Source organism: Phocaeicola plebeius DSM 17135, from assembly GCF_000187895.1.
Taxonomy (GTDB): Bacteria; Bacteroidota; Bacteroidia; order Bacteroidales; family Bacteroidaceae; genus Phocaeicola; species Phocaeicola plebeius.
In genome coordinates this window covers 96102-109980 of record NZ_DS990135.1, presented here as the reverse complement: position 1 = coordinate 109980, position 13879 = coordinate 96102, and the positions used below count along the sequence as shown (strand labels likewise).

At 43.2% G+C, this 13879-nt stretch carries 19 protein-coding genes and 2 pseudogenes; 11 read left to right on the top strand and 10 right to left on the bottom strand.

Features of this window, described 5'->3' with window-relative positions; genetic code table 11:
- Positions 1-312: 312 nt before the first annotated feature.
- The 4 genes from BACPLE_RS19925 (at position 313) to BACPLE_RS18200 (ending at position 1729) form a co-directional block, all read left to right on the top strand.
- Complete coding sequence (locus BACPLE_RS19925; protein ID WP_007564649.1) at positions 313-513, top strand: hypothetical protein; 201 nt, start codon at positions 313-315, stop codon at positions 511-513.
- Positions 514-710: 197 nt separating this feature from the next.
- Positions 711-965 carry a hypothetical protein gene (locus tag BACPLE_RS18210; protein ID WP_005868768.1) on the top strand — a complete coding sequence of 85 codons (255 nt, stop codon included), beginning with the start codon at positions 711-713 and terminating at the stop codon, positions 963-965.
- A gap of 45 nt (positions 966-1010) precedes the next feature.
- A complete protein-coding gene (locus tag BACPLE_RS18205) occupies positions 1011-1337 on the top strand; it encodes a hypothetical protein (protein WP_005868769.1) in 327 nt (108 codons plus the stop codon).
- Between the two features lie 14 nt (positions 1338-1351).
- On the top strand, positions 1352-1729 hold the full coding sequence (locus BACPLE_RS18200; RefSeq protein ID WP_005868770.1) for a hypothetical protein: 378 nt from the start codon (positions 1352-1354) through the stop codon (positions 1727-1729).
- A gap of 61 nt (positions 1730-1790) precedes the next feature.
- Here BACPLE_RS18200 and BACPLE_RS18195 read toward each other — a convergent pair whose 3' ends face one another.
- From BACPLE_RS18195 to BACPLE_RS18175, 5 genes are all read right to left on the bottom strand, one after another.
- The gene (locus BACPLE_RS18195) at positions 1791-2063 is read right to left on the bottom strand and encodes a hypothetical protein (protein WP_005868772.1); all 273 of its coding nucleotides are present in this window, start codon (positions 2061-2063) and stop codon (positions 1791-1793) included.
- Between the two features lie 12 nt (positions 2064-2075).
- On the bottom strand, positions 2076-2360 hold the full coding sequence (locus BACPLE_RS18190; protein ID WP_005868774.1) for an HU family DNA-binding protein: 285 nt from the start codon (positions 2358-2360) through the stop codon (positions 2076-2078).
- Positions 2361-2459: 99 nt separating this feature from the next.
- On the bottom strand, positions 2460-2858 hold the full coding sequence (locus BACPLE_RS18185; protein ID WP_005868776.1) for a hypothetical protein: 399 nt from the start codon (positions 2856-2858) through the stop codon (positions 2460-2462).
- Between the two features lie 49 nt (positions 2859-2907).
- On the bottom strand, positions 2908-3228 hold the full coding sequence (locus BACPLE_RS18180; protein ID WP_005868777.1) for a type II toxin-antitoxin system PemK/MazF family toxin: 321 nt from the start codon (positions 3226-3228) through the stop codon (positions 2908-2910).
- Positions 3222-3470, bottom strand: coding sequence for an AbrB/MazE/SpoVT family DNA-binding domain-containing protein (locus tag BACPLE_RS18175; protein WP_005868778.1), 249 nt, complete (start codon positions 3468-3470; stop codon positions 3222-3224). The genes BACPLE_RS18180 and BACPLE_RS18175 overlap by 7 nt, the downstream gene beginning before the upstream one ends.
- 433 nt (positions 3471-3903) lie before the next feature.
- On the opposite strand from BACPLE_RS18175, the pseudogene BACPLE_RS18170 reads away from it, so the two are divergent.
- From BACPLE_RS18170 to BACPLE_RS18160, 3 genes and pseudogenes are all read left to right on the top strand, one after another.
- Positions 3904-4756 (top strand): annotated as a pseudogene (locus BACPLE_RS18170) (virulence RhuM family protein).
- A 16-nt stretch (positions 4757-4772) separates the two neighbouring features.
- Positions 4773-5102 (top strand): hypothetical protein, encoded by a 330-nt coding sequence (locus BACPLE_RS18165; protein WP_005868780.1) that lies wholly within the window; start codon positions 4773-4775, stop codon positions 5100-5102.
- 41 nt (positions 5103-5143) lie between these two features.
- Positions 5144-5740, top strand: coding sequence for a recombinase family protein (locus tag BACPLE_RS18160; protein WP_005868781.1), 597 nt, complete (start codon positions 5144-5146; stop codon positions 5738-5740).
- A gap of 112 nt (positions 5741-5852) precedes the next feature.
- On the opposite strand, the gene BACPLE_RS18155 is transcribed toward BACPLE_RS18160, so the two are convergent.
- The 4 genes from BACPLE_RS18155 to BACPLE_RS18140 all read right to left on the bottom strand — a co-directional run bounded on the left by BACPLE_RS18155 (position 5853) and on the right by BACPLE_RS18140 (position 9903).
- The gene (locus BACPLE_RS18155; RefSeq protein ID WP_005868782.1) at positions 5853-6251 is read right to left on the bottom strand and encodes a hypothetical protein; all 399 of its coding nucleotides are present in this window, start codon (positions 6249-6251) and stop codon (positions 5853-5855) included.
- Between the two features lie 348 nt (positions 6252-6599).
- Positions 6600-7010, bottom strand: a complete 411-nt coding sequence (locus BACPLE_RS18150) for a hypothetical protein (protein ID WP_005868783.1) — start codon at positions 7008-7010, stop codon at positions 6600-6602.
- A 176-nt stretch (positions 7011-7186) separates the two neighbouring features.
- Positions 7187-7813: a JAB domain-containing protein gene (locus BACPLE_RS18145; protein WP_005868785.1), complete on the bottom strand. Its 627-nt coding sequence runs from the start codon at positions 7811-7813 to the stop codon at positions 7187-7189.
- A gap of 881 nt (positions 7814-8694) precedes the next feature.
- Entirely contained in the window at positions 8695-9903 is a 1209-nt protein-coding gene (locus BACPLE_RS18140) for a hypothetical protein (RefSeq protein WP_005868786.1), read from the bottom strand.
- A gap of 359 nt (positions 9904-10262) precedes the next feature.
- Between BACPLE_RS18140 and BACPLE_RS19095 the strand changes: the two are divergent.
- From BACPLE_RS19095 to BACPLE_RS18115, 3 genes and pseudogenes are all read left to right on the top strand, one after another.
- A pseudogene (locus BACPLE_RS19095) lies at positions 10263-11522 on the top strand (IS1380 family transposase); the annotation flags it as partial.
- Positions 11523-11636: 114 nt separating this feature from the next.
- Positions 11637-12029, top strand: coding sequence for a MobC family plasmid mobilization relaxosome protein (locus BACPLE_RS18120; RefSeq protein WP_005868789.1), 393 nt, complete (start codon positions 11637-11639; stop codon positions 12027-12029).
- The gene (locus BACPLE_RS18115) at positions 12026-12973 is read left to right on the top strand and encodes a relaxase/mobilization nuclease domain-containing protein (protein ID WP_005868790.1); all 948 of its coding nucleotides are present in this window, start codon (positions 12026-12028) and stop codon (positions 12971-12973) included. Before BACPLE_RS18120 ends, BACPLE_RS18115 begins: the two co-directional genes overlap by 4 nt.
- A 21-nt stretch (positions 12974-12994) precedes the next feature.
- Here BACPLE_RS18115 and BACPLE_RS18110 read toward each other — a convergent pair whose 3' ends face one another.
- Positions 12995-13654: a helix-turn-helix domain-containing protein gene (locus BACPLE_RS18110; RefSeq protein ID WP_004329304.1), complete on the bottom strand. Its 660-nt coding sequence runs from the start codon at positions 13652-13654 to the stop codon at positions 12995-12997.
- 62 nt (positions 13655-13716) lie between these two features.
- Between BACPLE_RS18110 and BACPLE_RS19540 the strand changes: the two genes are divergently transcribed.
- Positions 13717-13866 (top strand): hypothetical protein, encoded by a 150-nt coding sequence (locus tag BACPLE_RS19540; protein WP_004329303.1) that lies wholly within the window; start codon positions 13717-13719, stop codon positions 13864-13866.
- Positions 13867-13879: the final 13 nt, after the last annotated feature.

Sequence of the window (13879 nt, the reverse complement as noted above, 5' to 3'; positions counted from 1 at the left end):
TCTGCCGACTTTTTTTTTGAGCTTTCATGCCCCATCTGAGTTTATGAGCCTTTTTTTTACGGCACACAACAATAAGGAAGGAGGGATTAAGAAAAGTTTTGGACGACAAAAAATGTTGGGGACAGCGAAGCCGTCCGGCGTTATTTTTTTCGGGACAAAGGGCGAAGACCGGAACTCTTTCGTATCCATCCACCGAAATAAATTTGCCGTTCAAAAACAAAGGGTCTCAGATGGGGCTATGAAAAACGCACATTAAGGGAGGCAGAAAACTAGGAAAAGGGCAGTACGGAAAGTAAAACAAGCCATACGGTTTTGCCTGCAAAACCGTATTCCTATCTCCCTGCCACAAGTGGCAGGGGGGAACGGGTTAGCAACGGACTGCCGGGACAAACGGTAAAAGGACGGGGCTGCAATACGGAAGAAGGAGGTTGTTTCGGCAATGCCGAAGCTCCGGATGATGACCATTGCAATCCCGCCCACGTTTGGAACTTCTCTTTTCTGGTTTGCCCATAATCAGCCGCATAGCGGATGACTACGGGTAAACCGGAAATGAGAACAGTCATTCCGATGAAGGGGAGGGTGGGAAAGAATACTGCGTGAACGCAAAAACACAGTATGTCATCTTAAAACAATATCTTTAAAAAGTTTTTCAGAAGAAATGCTTACCAATATCCTAATAATTATTACTTTTGATAACATAATACAACGATATGGAAAAGAAAAAGATTACAATAGAGGTAGAACCAGCTACAGCCGTAGCTACCGTCGGTTTATTGCGTGGGATATTTCCCAGTATCATCGAACAACTGGAAAGGCAAGCCGCAACAAACGGCAGCCCCTTAAAATTCAATAAAGTAGAAAATATGCAAGAAGTATTGGATGAGATTTATGAAAAGTGCATTGCCGAAACGAACCTCCGGGAGTTTGCCCAGGCGCACTTAAATAGTGACGGATTACCTAACTGATACAGAAATACGGAATCTGCCAGCCATCCTTATTCCAAATAACAAATGGTACAGAATTACACACCTGTCATGTGGGATGACAAAGCATTTGCCTTTGTCCCCTACGAAGCATTCAGTGATTTGCCACATTATCCCAAAGAAAAATGTGAGCAAATTTGCAAAGAGCTGAACAGCCTTATAAGACTATGTACTTATAGGCCGAAAAAGGAAGATATTTATTTTCATCCGGTAAGTTATGTACGTCGTTCCGGAGGTTTCATAGTTACGGATAATCAGGCATCCTTTGAGAAATGCCCCTATCCTGCTTGCGCAGACCGTCATAGCTGCCAAAAAATATGTGATTTGATGAACCGTATCATTGAAGAGTCTTAATTATATAAAATACCATGGAACATCCAAACTCCAAATGCAGAATAGCACAAGCTGAATATTTAAGTCGGCTACCTGAAGAAGAACGGGAAAATAAGGCCAGAGATATTAGAATCGGAAACGCCAGCTATATTTACCACCAACAAGCGGTTCCAATCCAAGAAAACAGATTGATAATGTATTATAAAGAGTGGTTGGAAGGTCTTCCTCCCAACATTTCACGCCATATGAGAATGCTTGGATTTGAAGCATGTAAGACAATGATTCCGTTTACGAGATATGTGAACGAAAGAAACGATATTGGTATGCGTGACTGGATGCAAGAGCATCTTTCACCGAGTGACTTCAACTATTGGCAGGAACTTTCGAAAAAAGCAGGTTCGCCAACATTTTAATCCCATCCCGTTCAATACGCTGCCTGAAGAATAAAAGGTGCGTATTAAACGAGAATATTTTTTAGCGTTTAGTCATCTCTTCCCGCACCAGTTCCGTTTCTGTCGGGGAGAGTTTCGGCAATTTGACAGTTGCCGGACTTTCTAACTGGTAAGCCTTCACCTCATTGATAAGCAGCTGCCAGTCAAAAAGAAATTCTTCGGAACAACCATGTTTACGATAAATTTCTTTTGCTGCTTCCAAAATCTCAGGAGCGCAAAAATCGTCTCCCTGAAAGACAACTGCCGGACGATCATTATTGATACAGTCTCTCAATAATCGTAACTGATCTTTCATTGTGTTTACCTATTATGCGTTCTGTTGTTTTACCATTTTCAAAAATTCGTCAGACGGTTTAAATGCCGGTATGTTATGAGCCGGAATAATCATAGTAGTATTCTTAGAGATATTCCGAGCTGTCTTTTGCGCTCTCTTCTTCACTATGAAACTACCGAATCCACGAAGATAGACATTTTCCTCCTTACCCAACGAAGTCTTTACCTCGTTCATGAATCCTTCCAAAACAGCAAGCACCGCTTTGCCGTCGATGCCGGTTCTGGCAGATATTTCCTTTACGATTTCCGATTTAGTCATTTCTTTATAATTTGAAAATTAGCGTGCAAAGATAATTAATCCAATGGATTATTTAAAGTCTGGCATCCGCAGCAAGCCCTGCCTTCGCCCAATGAAGTGTTAAATTGTTGCGTATGGGTCAAGTTCCTTAATCCGCTTACACAAATAATCAAAGCGTTTCTTGGTAAGCGGTGTGAGTGTATCGAGGTTCTTGCCATCGAAATTCTCTCCGAAAATAAGGTCGTCCACTCCTATGCCGTGATTGTAATTCTCGCGCACGCAATCACGCAGAATCCAAAGGTTATGCAGGTTCACCCAGTCGGCTGTAATGTTTCTGATTTTACTGAACAGCAGCGCAGCAGTGTAAAGGTAGTGTCCGCAATGGTTGTAGTCATGCAACACCAGCTTGCCCTGGTAATAGATGTCGAAATCCTTGTTTTCTTCATCTTCCTTTGTATCGCAGTAGAAGAATGGAATGTCTTTCAGACCGTCCCAATTAATATAAGTAGTTGGCTTCATAATATCTTTTTTGAATACGCTACATAACCTGTTATTTGCACACTTTCCATTATTCACAGAACATTTGATGAAACACTTCCTTCAGTCTTTTTATCTCACTGAAATTCAAATCTCCAATCTTTCTTTTCAGCCGGCTTTTGTCCACCGTGCGAATCTGATCCGTGGCTATCTCCCCATCACGCCCGGCTACAGAACACAGAACCCGGTAAGGATAGTTCCTTATGGTGGAGGTTATCGGAGCAATGACTACTATTGTAAGGTACATATTCAAATCTGAAGGAGTTACAACAACACATGGCCGTGTCTTTGCCATTTCACCCCCACGGGTAGGGTCTAACTCTACCCAATACACTCCATACTGTTCTACCATGTCCAATCCTCAAACTTTTCATCCTCAAACACATCAGGGATAAGCAACTCATCATCCCCATTCTCATGGGCACGTTTGGCAGCTTCCGCCCATCCCTGCCGTGGTTGTGCCTTTATCACAATATTGTTCCCGTCCAAAGAAATGCTCACAGCCGATTTCAAGGACAAACGCAACTGTTTCAATATCTCGGAAGGAAGTATTATCCCCTTGCTGTTTCCAATCTGAATAATGTTTGTTACCATAATGTTATAACTTTAAAATTGATTATCACAACACAAATATAGACAAAGTTATAACAATACCAAAAGAAAAGCCAACTTTTTTCCATTTTCACCGATAACCCGGCCAACGGCTGCACTCGTCGGGAGGCTAGTGCCCCCCTTGCCGTGCGGCGCTCCCCGACCTATGATTCTTATCATGTCTTGTGTCCTTTTCTCCGCTTCTAACAAACAAATCTGCATAAAATATAGATTTGCGTTTCCATTTGAATTTTAGTTATTTGATACCCTAACTATGAATAGCAAACAGATAACTGATTTTTAAAACAGCAGAATGTTTCTGTTTTATTAAAATAAAAAGGGAACAAATTTTTAAGGTAATACTTACGGAAAAAACAGACTTTATAACGTTTCTTTTTCGTACATTTGCAACAATATAATAAAAGCGAAACATATAATGGAGAAGCAAGGAGAAATCATACTATACCAACCGGATGAAGCTGTAAGGTTGGAAGTACGTTTAGAAGATGAAACCGTTTGGCTCACACAAGCGCAGATAGCAGAACTTTTTCAACGTGACAGAACCGTTATTACCAAACATATAAATAATGTTTTTAAGGAAAAGGAATTGGAAGAGAAAAGCAATGTGCATTTTTTGCACATTGCTAATTCCGATAAGCCTGTCAAGTTCTTTAGTCTAGACGTAATAATTTCAGTTGGATACAGAGTTAAAAGCGTAAGAGGTACGCAATTCAGGCAATGGGCAAATAAAATTTTAAAAGAATATTTATTGAAAGGTTATTCTATAAACCAACGGCTCAATGACATGGAATATAGAATGAACAATAGATTCTTCCAAATAGAGAAAACCATTGCTGAACATGATGCAAAGATAGACTTCTTTGTACGCACCTCATTGCCTCCGGTGGAAGGTATATTCTTTGACGGTCAGATATTCGATGCGTATAAGTTTGCTACAGATTTAATAAAGTCTGCCAAATGCTCACTTGTGCTTATCGACAACTATGTAGATGAATCCGTGTTACTCATGTTGAGCAAACGAAACAGTGGAGTATCAGCTACTATTTATACACAAAATAAACGCACAGCTCCAACTTGATTTAAACAAACACAATGACCAATATCCTCCCATTGAAGCTAGAACCTACAAAAGTAGTCATGACCGCTTCTTAATCATTGATAATACGGAAGTATATCATATTGGGGCATCGCTAAAGGATTTGGGCAAGAAAATGTTTGCTTTCTCCAAACTGGAACTTCCTGCCCATACGATAATTGATGTATTATGAAATAAGCTAATCACCCATGCGAGAAGCGGAAGAGAATATAAAATTCAAGATGGAAATTGACGTATTGGTTCCCATTCCACGTACTGTCACCCGTGATTTCACCAGTTTGAAGCACCTGCGTCAATGGCAGAAACGGAATGACATCGATGGTTCTCTTTACTGTTTTGCACACCGGGAATACCTGCTCAACGAAAAGGGAGAATGGGAACAATTTACCGTTATCGGCAAACAGGTAGTGACTATCGGAGAACTGGAAAGGCTTCTTTTGGCAATGAAGCAAAAGGGGTTCAACCAATACAGCCGTGAGGAATATGAAGAATTAATGTCTTCATATTTGAAAAAGTGAAGAATTAAAACCTTCATTACACATTTAAATACGAAAACAGGATGAAAATAGGATATGCCCGTGTTTCCACCAAGGAACAACATCTGGATATGCAACTGGAAGCGTTGAAGGCTGCCGGATGCGAGAAAATCTTCTCTGAGAAAATGACCGGACGTCAACAAAACCGCCCGGAACTGGATGCCTGCCTGAGCTTTCTCCGGGAAGGCGACACACTTGTCGTATATAAGCTGGACCGGCTTGGCCGTTCGCTGAAGAATATCCTTACGCTATTGGAAGATTTCAAGAATAGGGGCATCCAATTCACCTCACTGCAAGACAACATCAGTACGGAAGGCGCAATCGGCCAACTGATGAACAACATTCTCGGTGCTTTCGCTCAGTTTGAAAGAGACCTTATCTATGAGAGAACCCAAGAAGGCAGAAGAATCGCCAAGGAAAAAGGTGTCAAATTCGGCAGAAAGACACTTATCAACAAAAACAACATCGCCAAGCAGAAAAGCTGCATCCAACTCTATGAATCCGGAACGCCGGTAAGGGAGATACAGAAAATATTAAACATAGGCAGTAGCGGAACAGTATATCGCCTATTAAGAAGGAATGGAATTGCGCTGAAATCCGAGAACAAAAATAACAAATAACGAATAAACCTCTGCCCATCCTTCAAAGATGATTCTCAAAGATCGTCTGCAATTCCACCTCTCAGCAAGATTATAGGAAAGTCCCCTTCACGGGGACTGATTTTTTTTAATTTTAATACAATAACTCCATGCACTCCTGTACCGCTTTTTCCAATGCTTCTTCCAAACAACAAAAAGCGTCCGCATTACTTTCGGAGTCATACAACACATAATCTCCAGCCCTCACAACCACATGCCAGACCGCCACGTTTTGTTCTGTTTGAAACGTATATTCACGAGTCTGTATCATCCATTGGATACATGCTGCCAGTGTCGGGCACTCGCACATATACATCGGGGTATTCCTTCCCTCAATATCGGTGCGTAGCCTATCCTGTTTGTCATACCAATACTCACAAGGCACGTAATAGTATAATTCCTTCATCATAAGAGCTGTGTCGCTATTAACCAATCTCTCTTTGTTGATTTGTGTAATCAAATTTTCCATATTAGCATTATTTAAGTTGAACATCTGATTTATTCTTCAGCTAGATTCAAGACCTTTTCATTTTTTGTATCGGGAAGGTCTTTGGTCAGCCGACCTTTTTTTTGATGTCATTCCCCATCTGAGTTCTGAGCCTTTTTTCGGCATATCAAGGTCTGGATTGCAAGCAATAAGCCAAGTTTCACTTATGGAAAATGTCGGGAAGACACTTCTTCATCGTTATTTTCCATACAGTAAAGGCGCATGGCCGTAACTTGCCATTTGCGGAATCCCGAAACCTTTGCCGAGCAAAAAGCCGGACTCGGATCGGAGGAAAGAAGCCGGGGGAGGCAGCCCACAGAAAGGGCAATCCGATACAATCAAGAAATTAACCTGCTATACCCTTGTGCGAGTGAAATAATCCATCATAGACACTACATACCTAAGTAGTGGTATCAATACACCGATCACATATATCATAGCGTAGCCCAAAAGGACAAAAGGTAATGTTTTACGATAAAGACATGCAACAGCGAGCAATATAAACGAAAAAGAAAAGCCATAAACCCCATATTGAAAACCGGGTATCAACTCATAAACAGGTACGGGTTCCGGATGAAGCATGGCTCCGGCCACAATAGAATAAAGGCTGGTCAATAATATAAGCAGCGTATATAAGCAACTCTTAAGAATCCTGGGATCATTCCTTTTACAATAGAGAATCGTTCGGATATCACTTCTAAGAAACTCAATGCCCAGTAAGAGAGCCACCATAACGCCTGTATCAAAAGTAGAAAATACATTCATTCCGATCACCTTTGGCGCGAAGATATGTATTTATTCTGAAAAGCCACGTCTTTGCGTATTTTACGATGTCGCATCCGATAGTCCGGGAAGCATTTTTTTGGTTCTTTTTTGGGGTGACTGCCAAAAAAGAACCCCGAAGCCGAAATCCCGGGCAGACGGGATTTCTCCCGTCCACCTTACCTATTTTGCAATCTTCCCTCGTCCGCATAGCTATAATAGTTATTGCCTGCCACAATCACATGGTCAACCAAACGGATGTCTAATGTTTCAGCGGCTTTTTTAACTGCTTCCGTCAAGCGGTCATCCGCACTGCTGGGCTTGCGTGCTCCTGATGGGTGGTTATGTACCATGATAAAAGATACGGCGTTATAATACAATGCCTGCTTCATGATAACCCGTATATCCACAGGGGCGGTATTTATCCCGCCGCATGAGATACGGACTTTACGGATGAGTTTGGACGAACTGTTCAGCAACAGCACCCACATCTCTTCAGTAGCTATATCGCACAAAACAGGATGCATCATTTTATAAACATTATTGCTGGATAAAAGCGCAGGACTTTCAACTTGCCCTTCTTTCAGCCGTTTATATAGCTCAATCGCCGCATAAGCGACTTTTTTACGGCTGGGTGTTAGTGTTTCCAGTACATCAGACAAGCACAATCCTTCTATTTCCATCTGTTCATACTTATATTCTTCACGTTTCAGTTTCTCACTGTTCGTCAAGGTATAAATCAACTCGCTGTTTTCCATCACCCGATAAACGTCATTCACTTCAAATACGGTTCTCTTCGTTTTCATACTGCCAAAAATTAAAAGATTAATACTCGCAAACATCGCTTGTCGCCCCAACCATAAATTTTTCCTCAACTGATTGGGAACAGTGCATTGAAGAGAAAGCGGGAAAGACGGATCAGAACGGGATTGAACTGGTAAATACTACCTCCCGGAATGGGAGGATGGAGATTTGGCTTTTCAATATCGGGCGTTCCGGCCACGCCTACCTTCGCAATGTTCCTATCAGTTCAGGAAAAAATCATCATACCTCTCTTCCGGCATAGCCGGAGCGTAGAGCGTTAGGGATAGCAGGGAAAAGCCTGGAGGGTAACGAGGACTTGCAACGAATAGCCCGGTCAGAAGGGAACGCCCTGAAAAACTAATTCGGATACAGAAGATGAACAGAACCGCCTTCCAATCATATAAAAAAACGTGAAAATCAACACATACTTCCGAAAAATCTTTTTCCGAAAGTACGTATAGGGCATGTGAAGGGAAAATTTATTTTCCCAGTCATTTCTATGTTATCGCTTTGGGGATATTTAAAGGGGTTAGGAGTTTAGGTCTTTATTATGTATTTTGGTGGATGGTTTTACACAGCCGATACCTTTTATTTAAAAATTTCTCTCTTTTATTTCACTGATATACCGACATATAAAAAAAACAGGGATTACCTATTCCCTTCATTAACGGGTGGACGGTTTTACACAGCTGACAAGTGAAACCGGACGCTTTTACACAACTAAAGCAAAAGGAGTGGACGGTTCTACACAACTAGAAGCAACAAACGGGACACTTCTACACAACTAAAACAGGCAAAGCGGATGACTCCACACATCTAATCACCCCAATAGGGACACTTCTACACAACTAATTCTATAAAAAACCGTGAAACGTGGACGGTTCTACACAGCTGGATCGTCCATGTTCACCGCCCCGTCCGTCTCCGGAGATATGAACTCTTCAGGAGCAGGAGCAACTTCCGTTCCATTGGCACTCTCCAACTCTTCCTGTGCCCATCCTTCCGGAAACCTGCCGAATACAGCCACGAAATCACTGATATATATCTGTTTCTTCTTTTCTACGCTTTCCGGGGAGTTTGCCCATAAAAGGAACTCTTTATACAGTCCGGCATCTTCCTCCACCTCTTTGATCTTCTTCCTCCTGACAGCCATATCCGTGTCCGGGTAGGCAATCTCGACATACAGCCCAAGCAGGTTCTTATAGAATTTCTTCACCACGACAGCATATTGTCCTTCATCAAAATAGTGCAGCGTATGCCTAGGAAACGAGAACAACACGGTATATGCCCATCTCTCATGATCGCCTTTCACAAAAGAGAAATTGAAATTGGTATATTTCAGGTAAGTATTCATCTTTTTCAGTATCGAGGCGACCTTCTTTTTCCGGTCTTTGGGTTCGGCAATCTCTATGCCGAGCTTTTTAGCCAGCTGATCGACTGTCAGCACATAAAAAGGAGCCTCATTCTTGGTGGTCTTATACTTGATCAGGTAAACCATCTTGGAAAGTTCCAGATAGAAATAGCGGTAACGGCTGGGCAGGCTACGGTAATCCTGAAGTTCCAAGAGGTTATAGAGCGAGAACATGAAATTCTTTATCTCCGGGCTTACCACTGCCGAGTACAGCCTTTTCGTTGACTTCTTCGTCTTGAAATCGGTCATTATGTCGAAACGTTTCAAGATCTGCACGAAATTATAGGATGTACGGCCATCCTCGCCAATGGTCGGATAGCAGAGGTTCTCCAATCCCAGTTTATAGAGAGCCGCCTCAAAAACCGTCTCGATAGGATGGCTGATTCTCTGTCCTGCCGTGTCGGTACATACATATTCCGGCTGCATATTCTTTCCGAACATGGCCGCGAGCTGCCGGCTATCCAGCTTGCGCTGCAAGTTGGTACGGTCATACCCCATCTTACGGCAGAAGTCTTCTACGGAGAACCAGGAAGTCCCGAACAAGTCTTTGAGGTGATAGCTGCCCAGGTATATGATCAGATCGAGCATGACATTTCCACCTGCCTCATACAACCGTTCAATCAGCACGGAATTATAGCTTTCCCCAAGCACCCTAGGGACACGAATCAGTTCTTTTGCCATGATAATACTTACAAAATCAATCCTTTCTCTGTTTTCATTGCCACAAAGATAGGCATACCGGCCAACATACGCGTCATAATTATCAATCAGTTTTAACGGTATGACCGGTATGGGAAAAGGAGAAGTACTTTCCTGAAGAATGCTTTATCCGCCCTTCATCAGAAAGAAAGCATCTTACACCTGTACCCCATAGACATCCTATATTACTTTTTCAGTTCTTCCGATAAAAAAGGAACGGTCTATCAATACTTGCACCAATGGTTTCTCTTTGACAAACTCATCAAGCTCACGCTTTATCAATTTATTGCCCAACCCTATGCGTCGTCCAAATTCCTCGAAATCCTTCCGCCCTACCTGATGAGCAATTTGACTCCACATTGTCATCTGTAATCGACTCAACCCTCGGTCTAAGGTGTAGATCGTTAGGTTATCAGTACAGCGAAATCATCCGTTCTCTCATGAGTATCTACTTCTGTGGTGGCTCATGTATTGAGGATGTCACTACTCATTTGATGAACCATCTCTCGCTTCATCCGACACTTCATACTTGTAGTTCTGATACTATCCTCAGAGCGATAAAGGAACTGACGCAAGAAAACATCTCATACACATCAGATACGGGTAAGAACTACGATTTCAACACGGCTGACACTCTCAATACTTTACTGCTCAATTGTATGTTTGCATCTGACCAACTGAAAGAGGGTGAGAAGTATGATGCAAAGCCTACATACAAGAAGTTCTCTGGTTATCGCCCTGGCGTGGCGGTTATTGGTGACTTGATTGTTGGCATTGAGAATAGCGATGGTAACACAAAAGTTCCATTTCATGGCACGTTTTCTCGCCATGGCAGAGCTTAAGTAAACTTAGCTCTGCTCATCTGGCTTAACGAAAACCTTCGTTTTCATCAGAAGGACACGCTGAAGAGGTTCTTTGAGAGATTTGAACAGAACAGGCTCACTATCAATCGTTTCAGAGCTGATTGCGGATCATGTTCCGAGGAAATCGTGGAGGAAATAGAGAAACACTGCAAGTCCTTCTATATCCGCACTAACCGCTGCAGTTCGCTCTACAATGACATATTTGCTCTCAGAGGCTGGAAGACTGAGGAAATCAATGGCATTGAGTTTGAATTGAACTCTATCCTTGTTGAGAAGTGGAAGGGTAAAGCATACCGACTTGTGATTCAAAGACAGAAACGGATGGATGGTGTGCAGGATCTTTGGGAAGGAGAATACACATACCGTTGTATCCTGACTAACGACTATGAATCTTCCGTAAGAGAAATTGTCGAGTTCTATAACCTTCGTGGAGGAAAGGAACGTATCTTTGATGATATGAACAATGGTTTCGGGTGGGACAGATTGCCCAAATCCTTCATGGCCGAGAACACTGTGTTCCTTCTTCTTACAGCACTTATCCGTAACTTCTACAAGGCCATTATCCAAAGACTTGACGTAAAGAGGTTCGGACTCAATGCAACAAGTCGCATAAAAGCGTTTGTCTTCAGGTTTATCTCTGTACCAGCCAAGTGGATCAGGACATCAAGGCGGTATGTGCTGAATATCTATACCTGTAACAATGCTTACGCAGATATTTTTCAGACTGATTTTGGATAACGCCTACAACTTATGGGTATGATACTGCGTATTGTCTCAAGTCGCATTGTGGGGTAAGGGGATGTTGTAGGCAGAAGTGGGTGTTTCTGCCTCAATTTATCTGATAATTCAGTAATGAGAGGACGTGTACACGCAAGAAGGACGTTGAAGGGCTTAGTTGCGGATTTGAGGCAGGTAAGAAAATACAAAGAATTAACAGCAACCGAGAAACTGAAATACCGTATCGCAGTGAAAATGACGGCAGCCGACTACTTCCGCCTGCTGACACGATCGCATGAGGCGGGCGTATCACCAAGCGAGTACATGAGGGAATGTTTCCGTAACGGTCATGTGAAAGAACGGCTGTCGGAGGAACATGCCGGATACATCCGCCAACTCTGCGGCATGGCTAACAATCTCAACCAGCTTGCGCGTAAGGCAAACGCCGGAGGCTTCCACGATGAACGGTGGGACTGCAAGGTGGCAGTGGCAAGGATTCATGAACTTATAACCAAGATAGGGATATGATGGCGAAAATCGTAAAAGGAAGCGACTTCAAGGGTGCGGTGGATTACATCATCGACAAGAAGAAGGATACGCAGATAGTAGCAAGCGAAGGCTTGTTTATGGAAAATCTGGAAACTATCGCCATGAGTTTCAATGCCCAGTCACGGATGAACGATAAGGTGACAAAACCTGTCGGACATATCGCGTTGAGTTTTTCCAAAGAGGATGAGTTACGGCTGACGAACCGTATCATGGCAGGCATCGCGCTTGAATATATGGAACGGATGGGAATCAAGAATACGCAGTTCTTCATCGCCCAGCATTTCGACAAGGAGCATCCGCACGTGCATATTGCTTTCAACCGCATAGACAACAACGGCAATACCATATCGGACAGGCACGAGCGTCTGCGCAGTACCCGCATCTGCAAGGAATTGACCTTGAAATACGGCTTGCATATGGCTGGCGGAAAGGACAATGTCAAACGCAACCGCCTGAAAGAGCCAGACAGGACGAAATATGCGCTTTACGACATCATCAAAATGGAAGTCGGCAGATGCGGCAACTGGAACGTGCTTATCGCCAACCTGAAACGGCAGGGAGTGGAAGTACATTTCAAGCATAAGGGGCAGACCAGCGAGGTGCAGGGTGTTGTATTCTCCATGAATGGCTACCATTTCAACGGCTCCAAAGTGGACAGGCGTTTCAGTTATTCCAAGATTGACGCGGCTTTGCAGCACAACAGATGCAGGGAACGTATGGGAATAACAGCCGGAATATATGAAACGGCTACACCAAGCGCACCGTCCGGCACGGCACAAAGCGAGTTGTTCAACGGCTCTTGGGGATTGCTAAAAAGCAGTGGCTCATCTTATAACACTGCTGATGCGGAAGCCAATCAGGAAATGGTGGATATACTTCGCAGAAGGAAGAAAGTTAAGCGCAAGAGAGGTGTTGGGTTCTAATATTCTGTACTAATCCAATTCTCACGACACTTGCGCTCTATATTCATTCGGAGTGTAACCTACCTCTTTCTTGAACAGTCGGGTAAAATGTTGCGGGTACTGAAAACCGAGATTATAGGCGATTTCATTAACGGTGTCGTCTGTAGATGCAAGTTCCGTCTTGGCTATTTCAATAGACTTGTCATGAATGAAATGCAGGGCGGTTGAACCTGTTTCTTTTTTCAATAAATCACTGAAATAGTTGGGCGAGAGGCAGAGCTTGTCTGCACAATACTGTACAGTGGGCAAGCCTATCCGTTTAGCAGCCCCATCATGGAAGTATTCGTCAAGCAACCGCTCAAATCTTGCGAGGATGTCTCGGTTTTGGTTGTCGCGTGTGATGAACTGACGGTCATAGAAACGTGTGCAGTAATCAAGGAACGTCTTGATGCTGTCTGTGATGAGGTTCTTGCTGTGACGGTGTATCGGATGGTTCAATTCATATTGAATCTTGTGGAAGCAATCCATGATGATTTGCCGTTCTTCCACACTAAGGTGCAATGCCTCGTTTGTCTCGTAGGAAAAGAACGAATATTCACGCATTATCCGCCCGAGAGGTGTATTCCGCAGCAGGTCGGGATGGAACATAAGCAGGTAGCCATCTGGTTGGAACTGCATGCCGTCATCTTCCGCACCGAACACCTGTCCGGGCGCGATAAATATCAGTGTGCATAATTATTCCTAAGTCTGTGAAACCGGAACGCATGAAGCAGAATCTCGACATATTAGACTTCACCCTGTCGGCCGACGACATGGCACGGATAAAGACGCTGGATACCGACAAGCCTTTCTTACTCGGCTCGCACGAAGATCCAGAAATCGTAAAATGGTTCATGCAGTACAAAAACGCCTGAACATCAACAACCA

What these genes read in the sequence shown, in the direction of transcription:
- BACPLE_RS18190 (WP_005868774.1), bottom strand. Translation starts at nt 2,360, where the DNA reads ATGACTAAATCGGAAATCGTAAAGGAAATATCTGCCAGAACCGGCATC.
- BACPLE_RS18145 (WP_005868785.1), bottom strand. Translation starts at nt 7,813, where the DNA reads ATGAAAACGAAGAGAACCGTATTTGAAGTGAATGACGTTTATCGGGTG.
- BACPLE_RS18155 (WP_005868782.1), bottom strand. Translation starts at nt 6,251, where the DNA reads ATGTTCAACTTAAATAATGCTAATATGGAAAATTTGATTACACAAATC.
- BACPLE_RS18200 (WP_005868770.1), top strand. Translation starts at nt 1,352, where the DNA reads ATGGAACATCCAAACTCCAAATGCAGAATAGCACAAGCTGAATATTTA.
- BACPLE_RS18210 (WP_005868768.1), top strand. Translation starts at nt 711, where the DNA reads ATGGAAAAGAAAAAGATTACAATAGAGGTAGAACCAGCTACAGCCGTA.
- BACPLE_RS19540 (WP_004329303.1), top strand. Translation starts at nt 13,717, where the DNA reads ATGAAGCAGAATCTCGACATATTAGACTTCACCCTGTCGGCCGACGAC.
- BACPLE_RS18195 (WP_005868772.1), bottom strand. Translation starts at nt 2,063, where the DNA reads ATGAAAGATCAGTTACGATTATTGAGAGACTGTATCAATAATGATCGT.
- BACPLE_RS18175 (WP_005868778.1), bottom strand. Translation starts at nt 3,470, where the DNA reads ATGGTAACAAACATTATTCAGATTGGAAACAGCAAGGGGATAATACTT.
- BACPLE_RS18205 (WP_005868769.1), top strand. Translation starts at nt 1,011, where the DNA reads ATGGTACAGAATTACACACCTGTCATGTGGGATGACAAAGCATTTGCC.
- BACPLE_RS18160 (WP_005868781.1), top strand. Translation starts at nt 5,144, where the DNA reads ATGAAAATAGGATATGCCCGTGTTTCCACCAAGGAACAACATCTGGAT.
- BACPLE_RS18165 (WP_005868780.1), top strand. Translation starts at nt 4,773, where the DNA reads ATGCGAGAAGCGGAAGAGAATATAAAATTCAAGATGGAAATTGACGTA.
- BACPLE_RS18185 (WP_005868776.1), bottom strand. Translation starts at nt 2,858, where the DNA reads ATGAAGCCAACTACTTATATTAATTGGGACGGTCTGAAAGACATTCCA.
- BACPLE_RS18115 (WP_005868790.1), top strand. Translation starts at nt 12,026, where the DNA reads ATGATGGCGAAAATCGTAAAAGGAAGCGACTTCAAGGGTGCGGTGGAT.
- BACPLE_RS18140 (WP_005868786.1), bottom strand. Translation starts at nt 9,903, where the DNA reads ATGGCAAAAGAACTGATTCGTGTCCCTAGGGTGCTTGGGGAAAGCTAT.
- BACPLE_RS18150 (WP_005868783.1), bottom strand. Translation starts at nt 7,010, where the DNA reads ATGAATGTATTTTCTACTTTTGATACAGGCGTTATGGTGGCTCTCTTA.
- BACPLE_RS18180 (WP_005868777.1), bottom strand. Translation starts at nt 3,228, where the DNA reads ATGGTAGAACAGTATGGAGTGTATTGGGTAGAGTTAGACCCTACCCGT.
- BACPLE_RS18120 (WP_005868789.1), top strand. Translation starts at nt 11,637, where the DNA reads ATGAGAGGACGTGTACACGCAAGAAGGACGTTGAAGGGCTTAGTTGCG.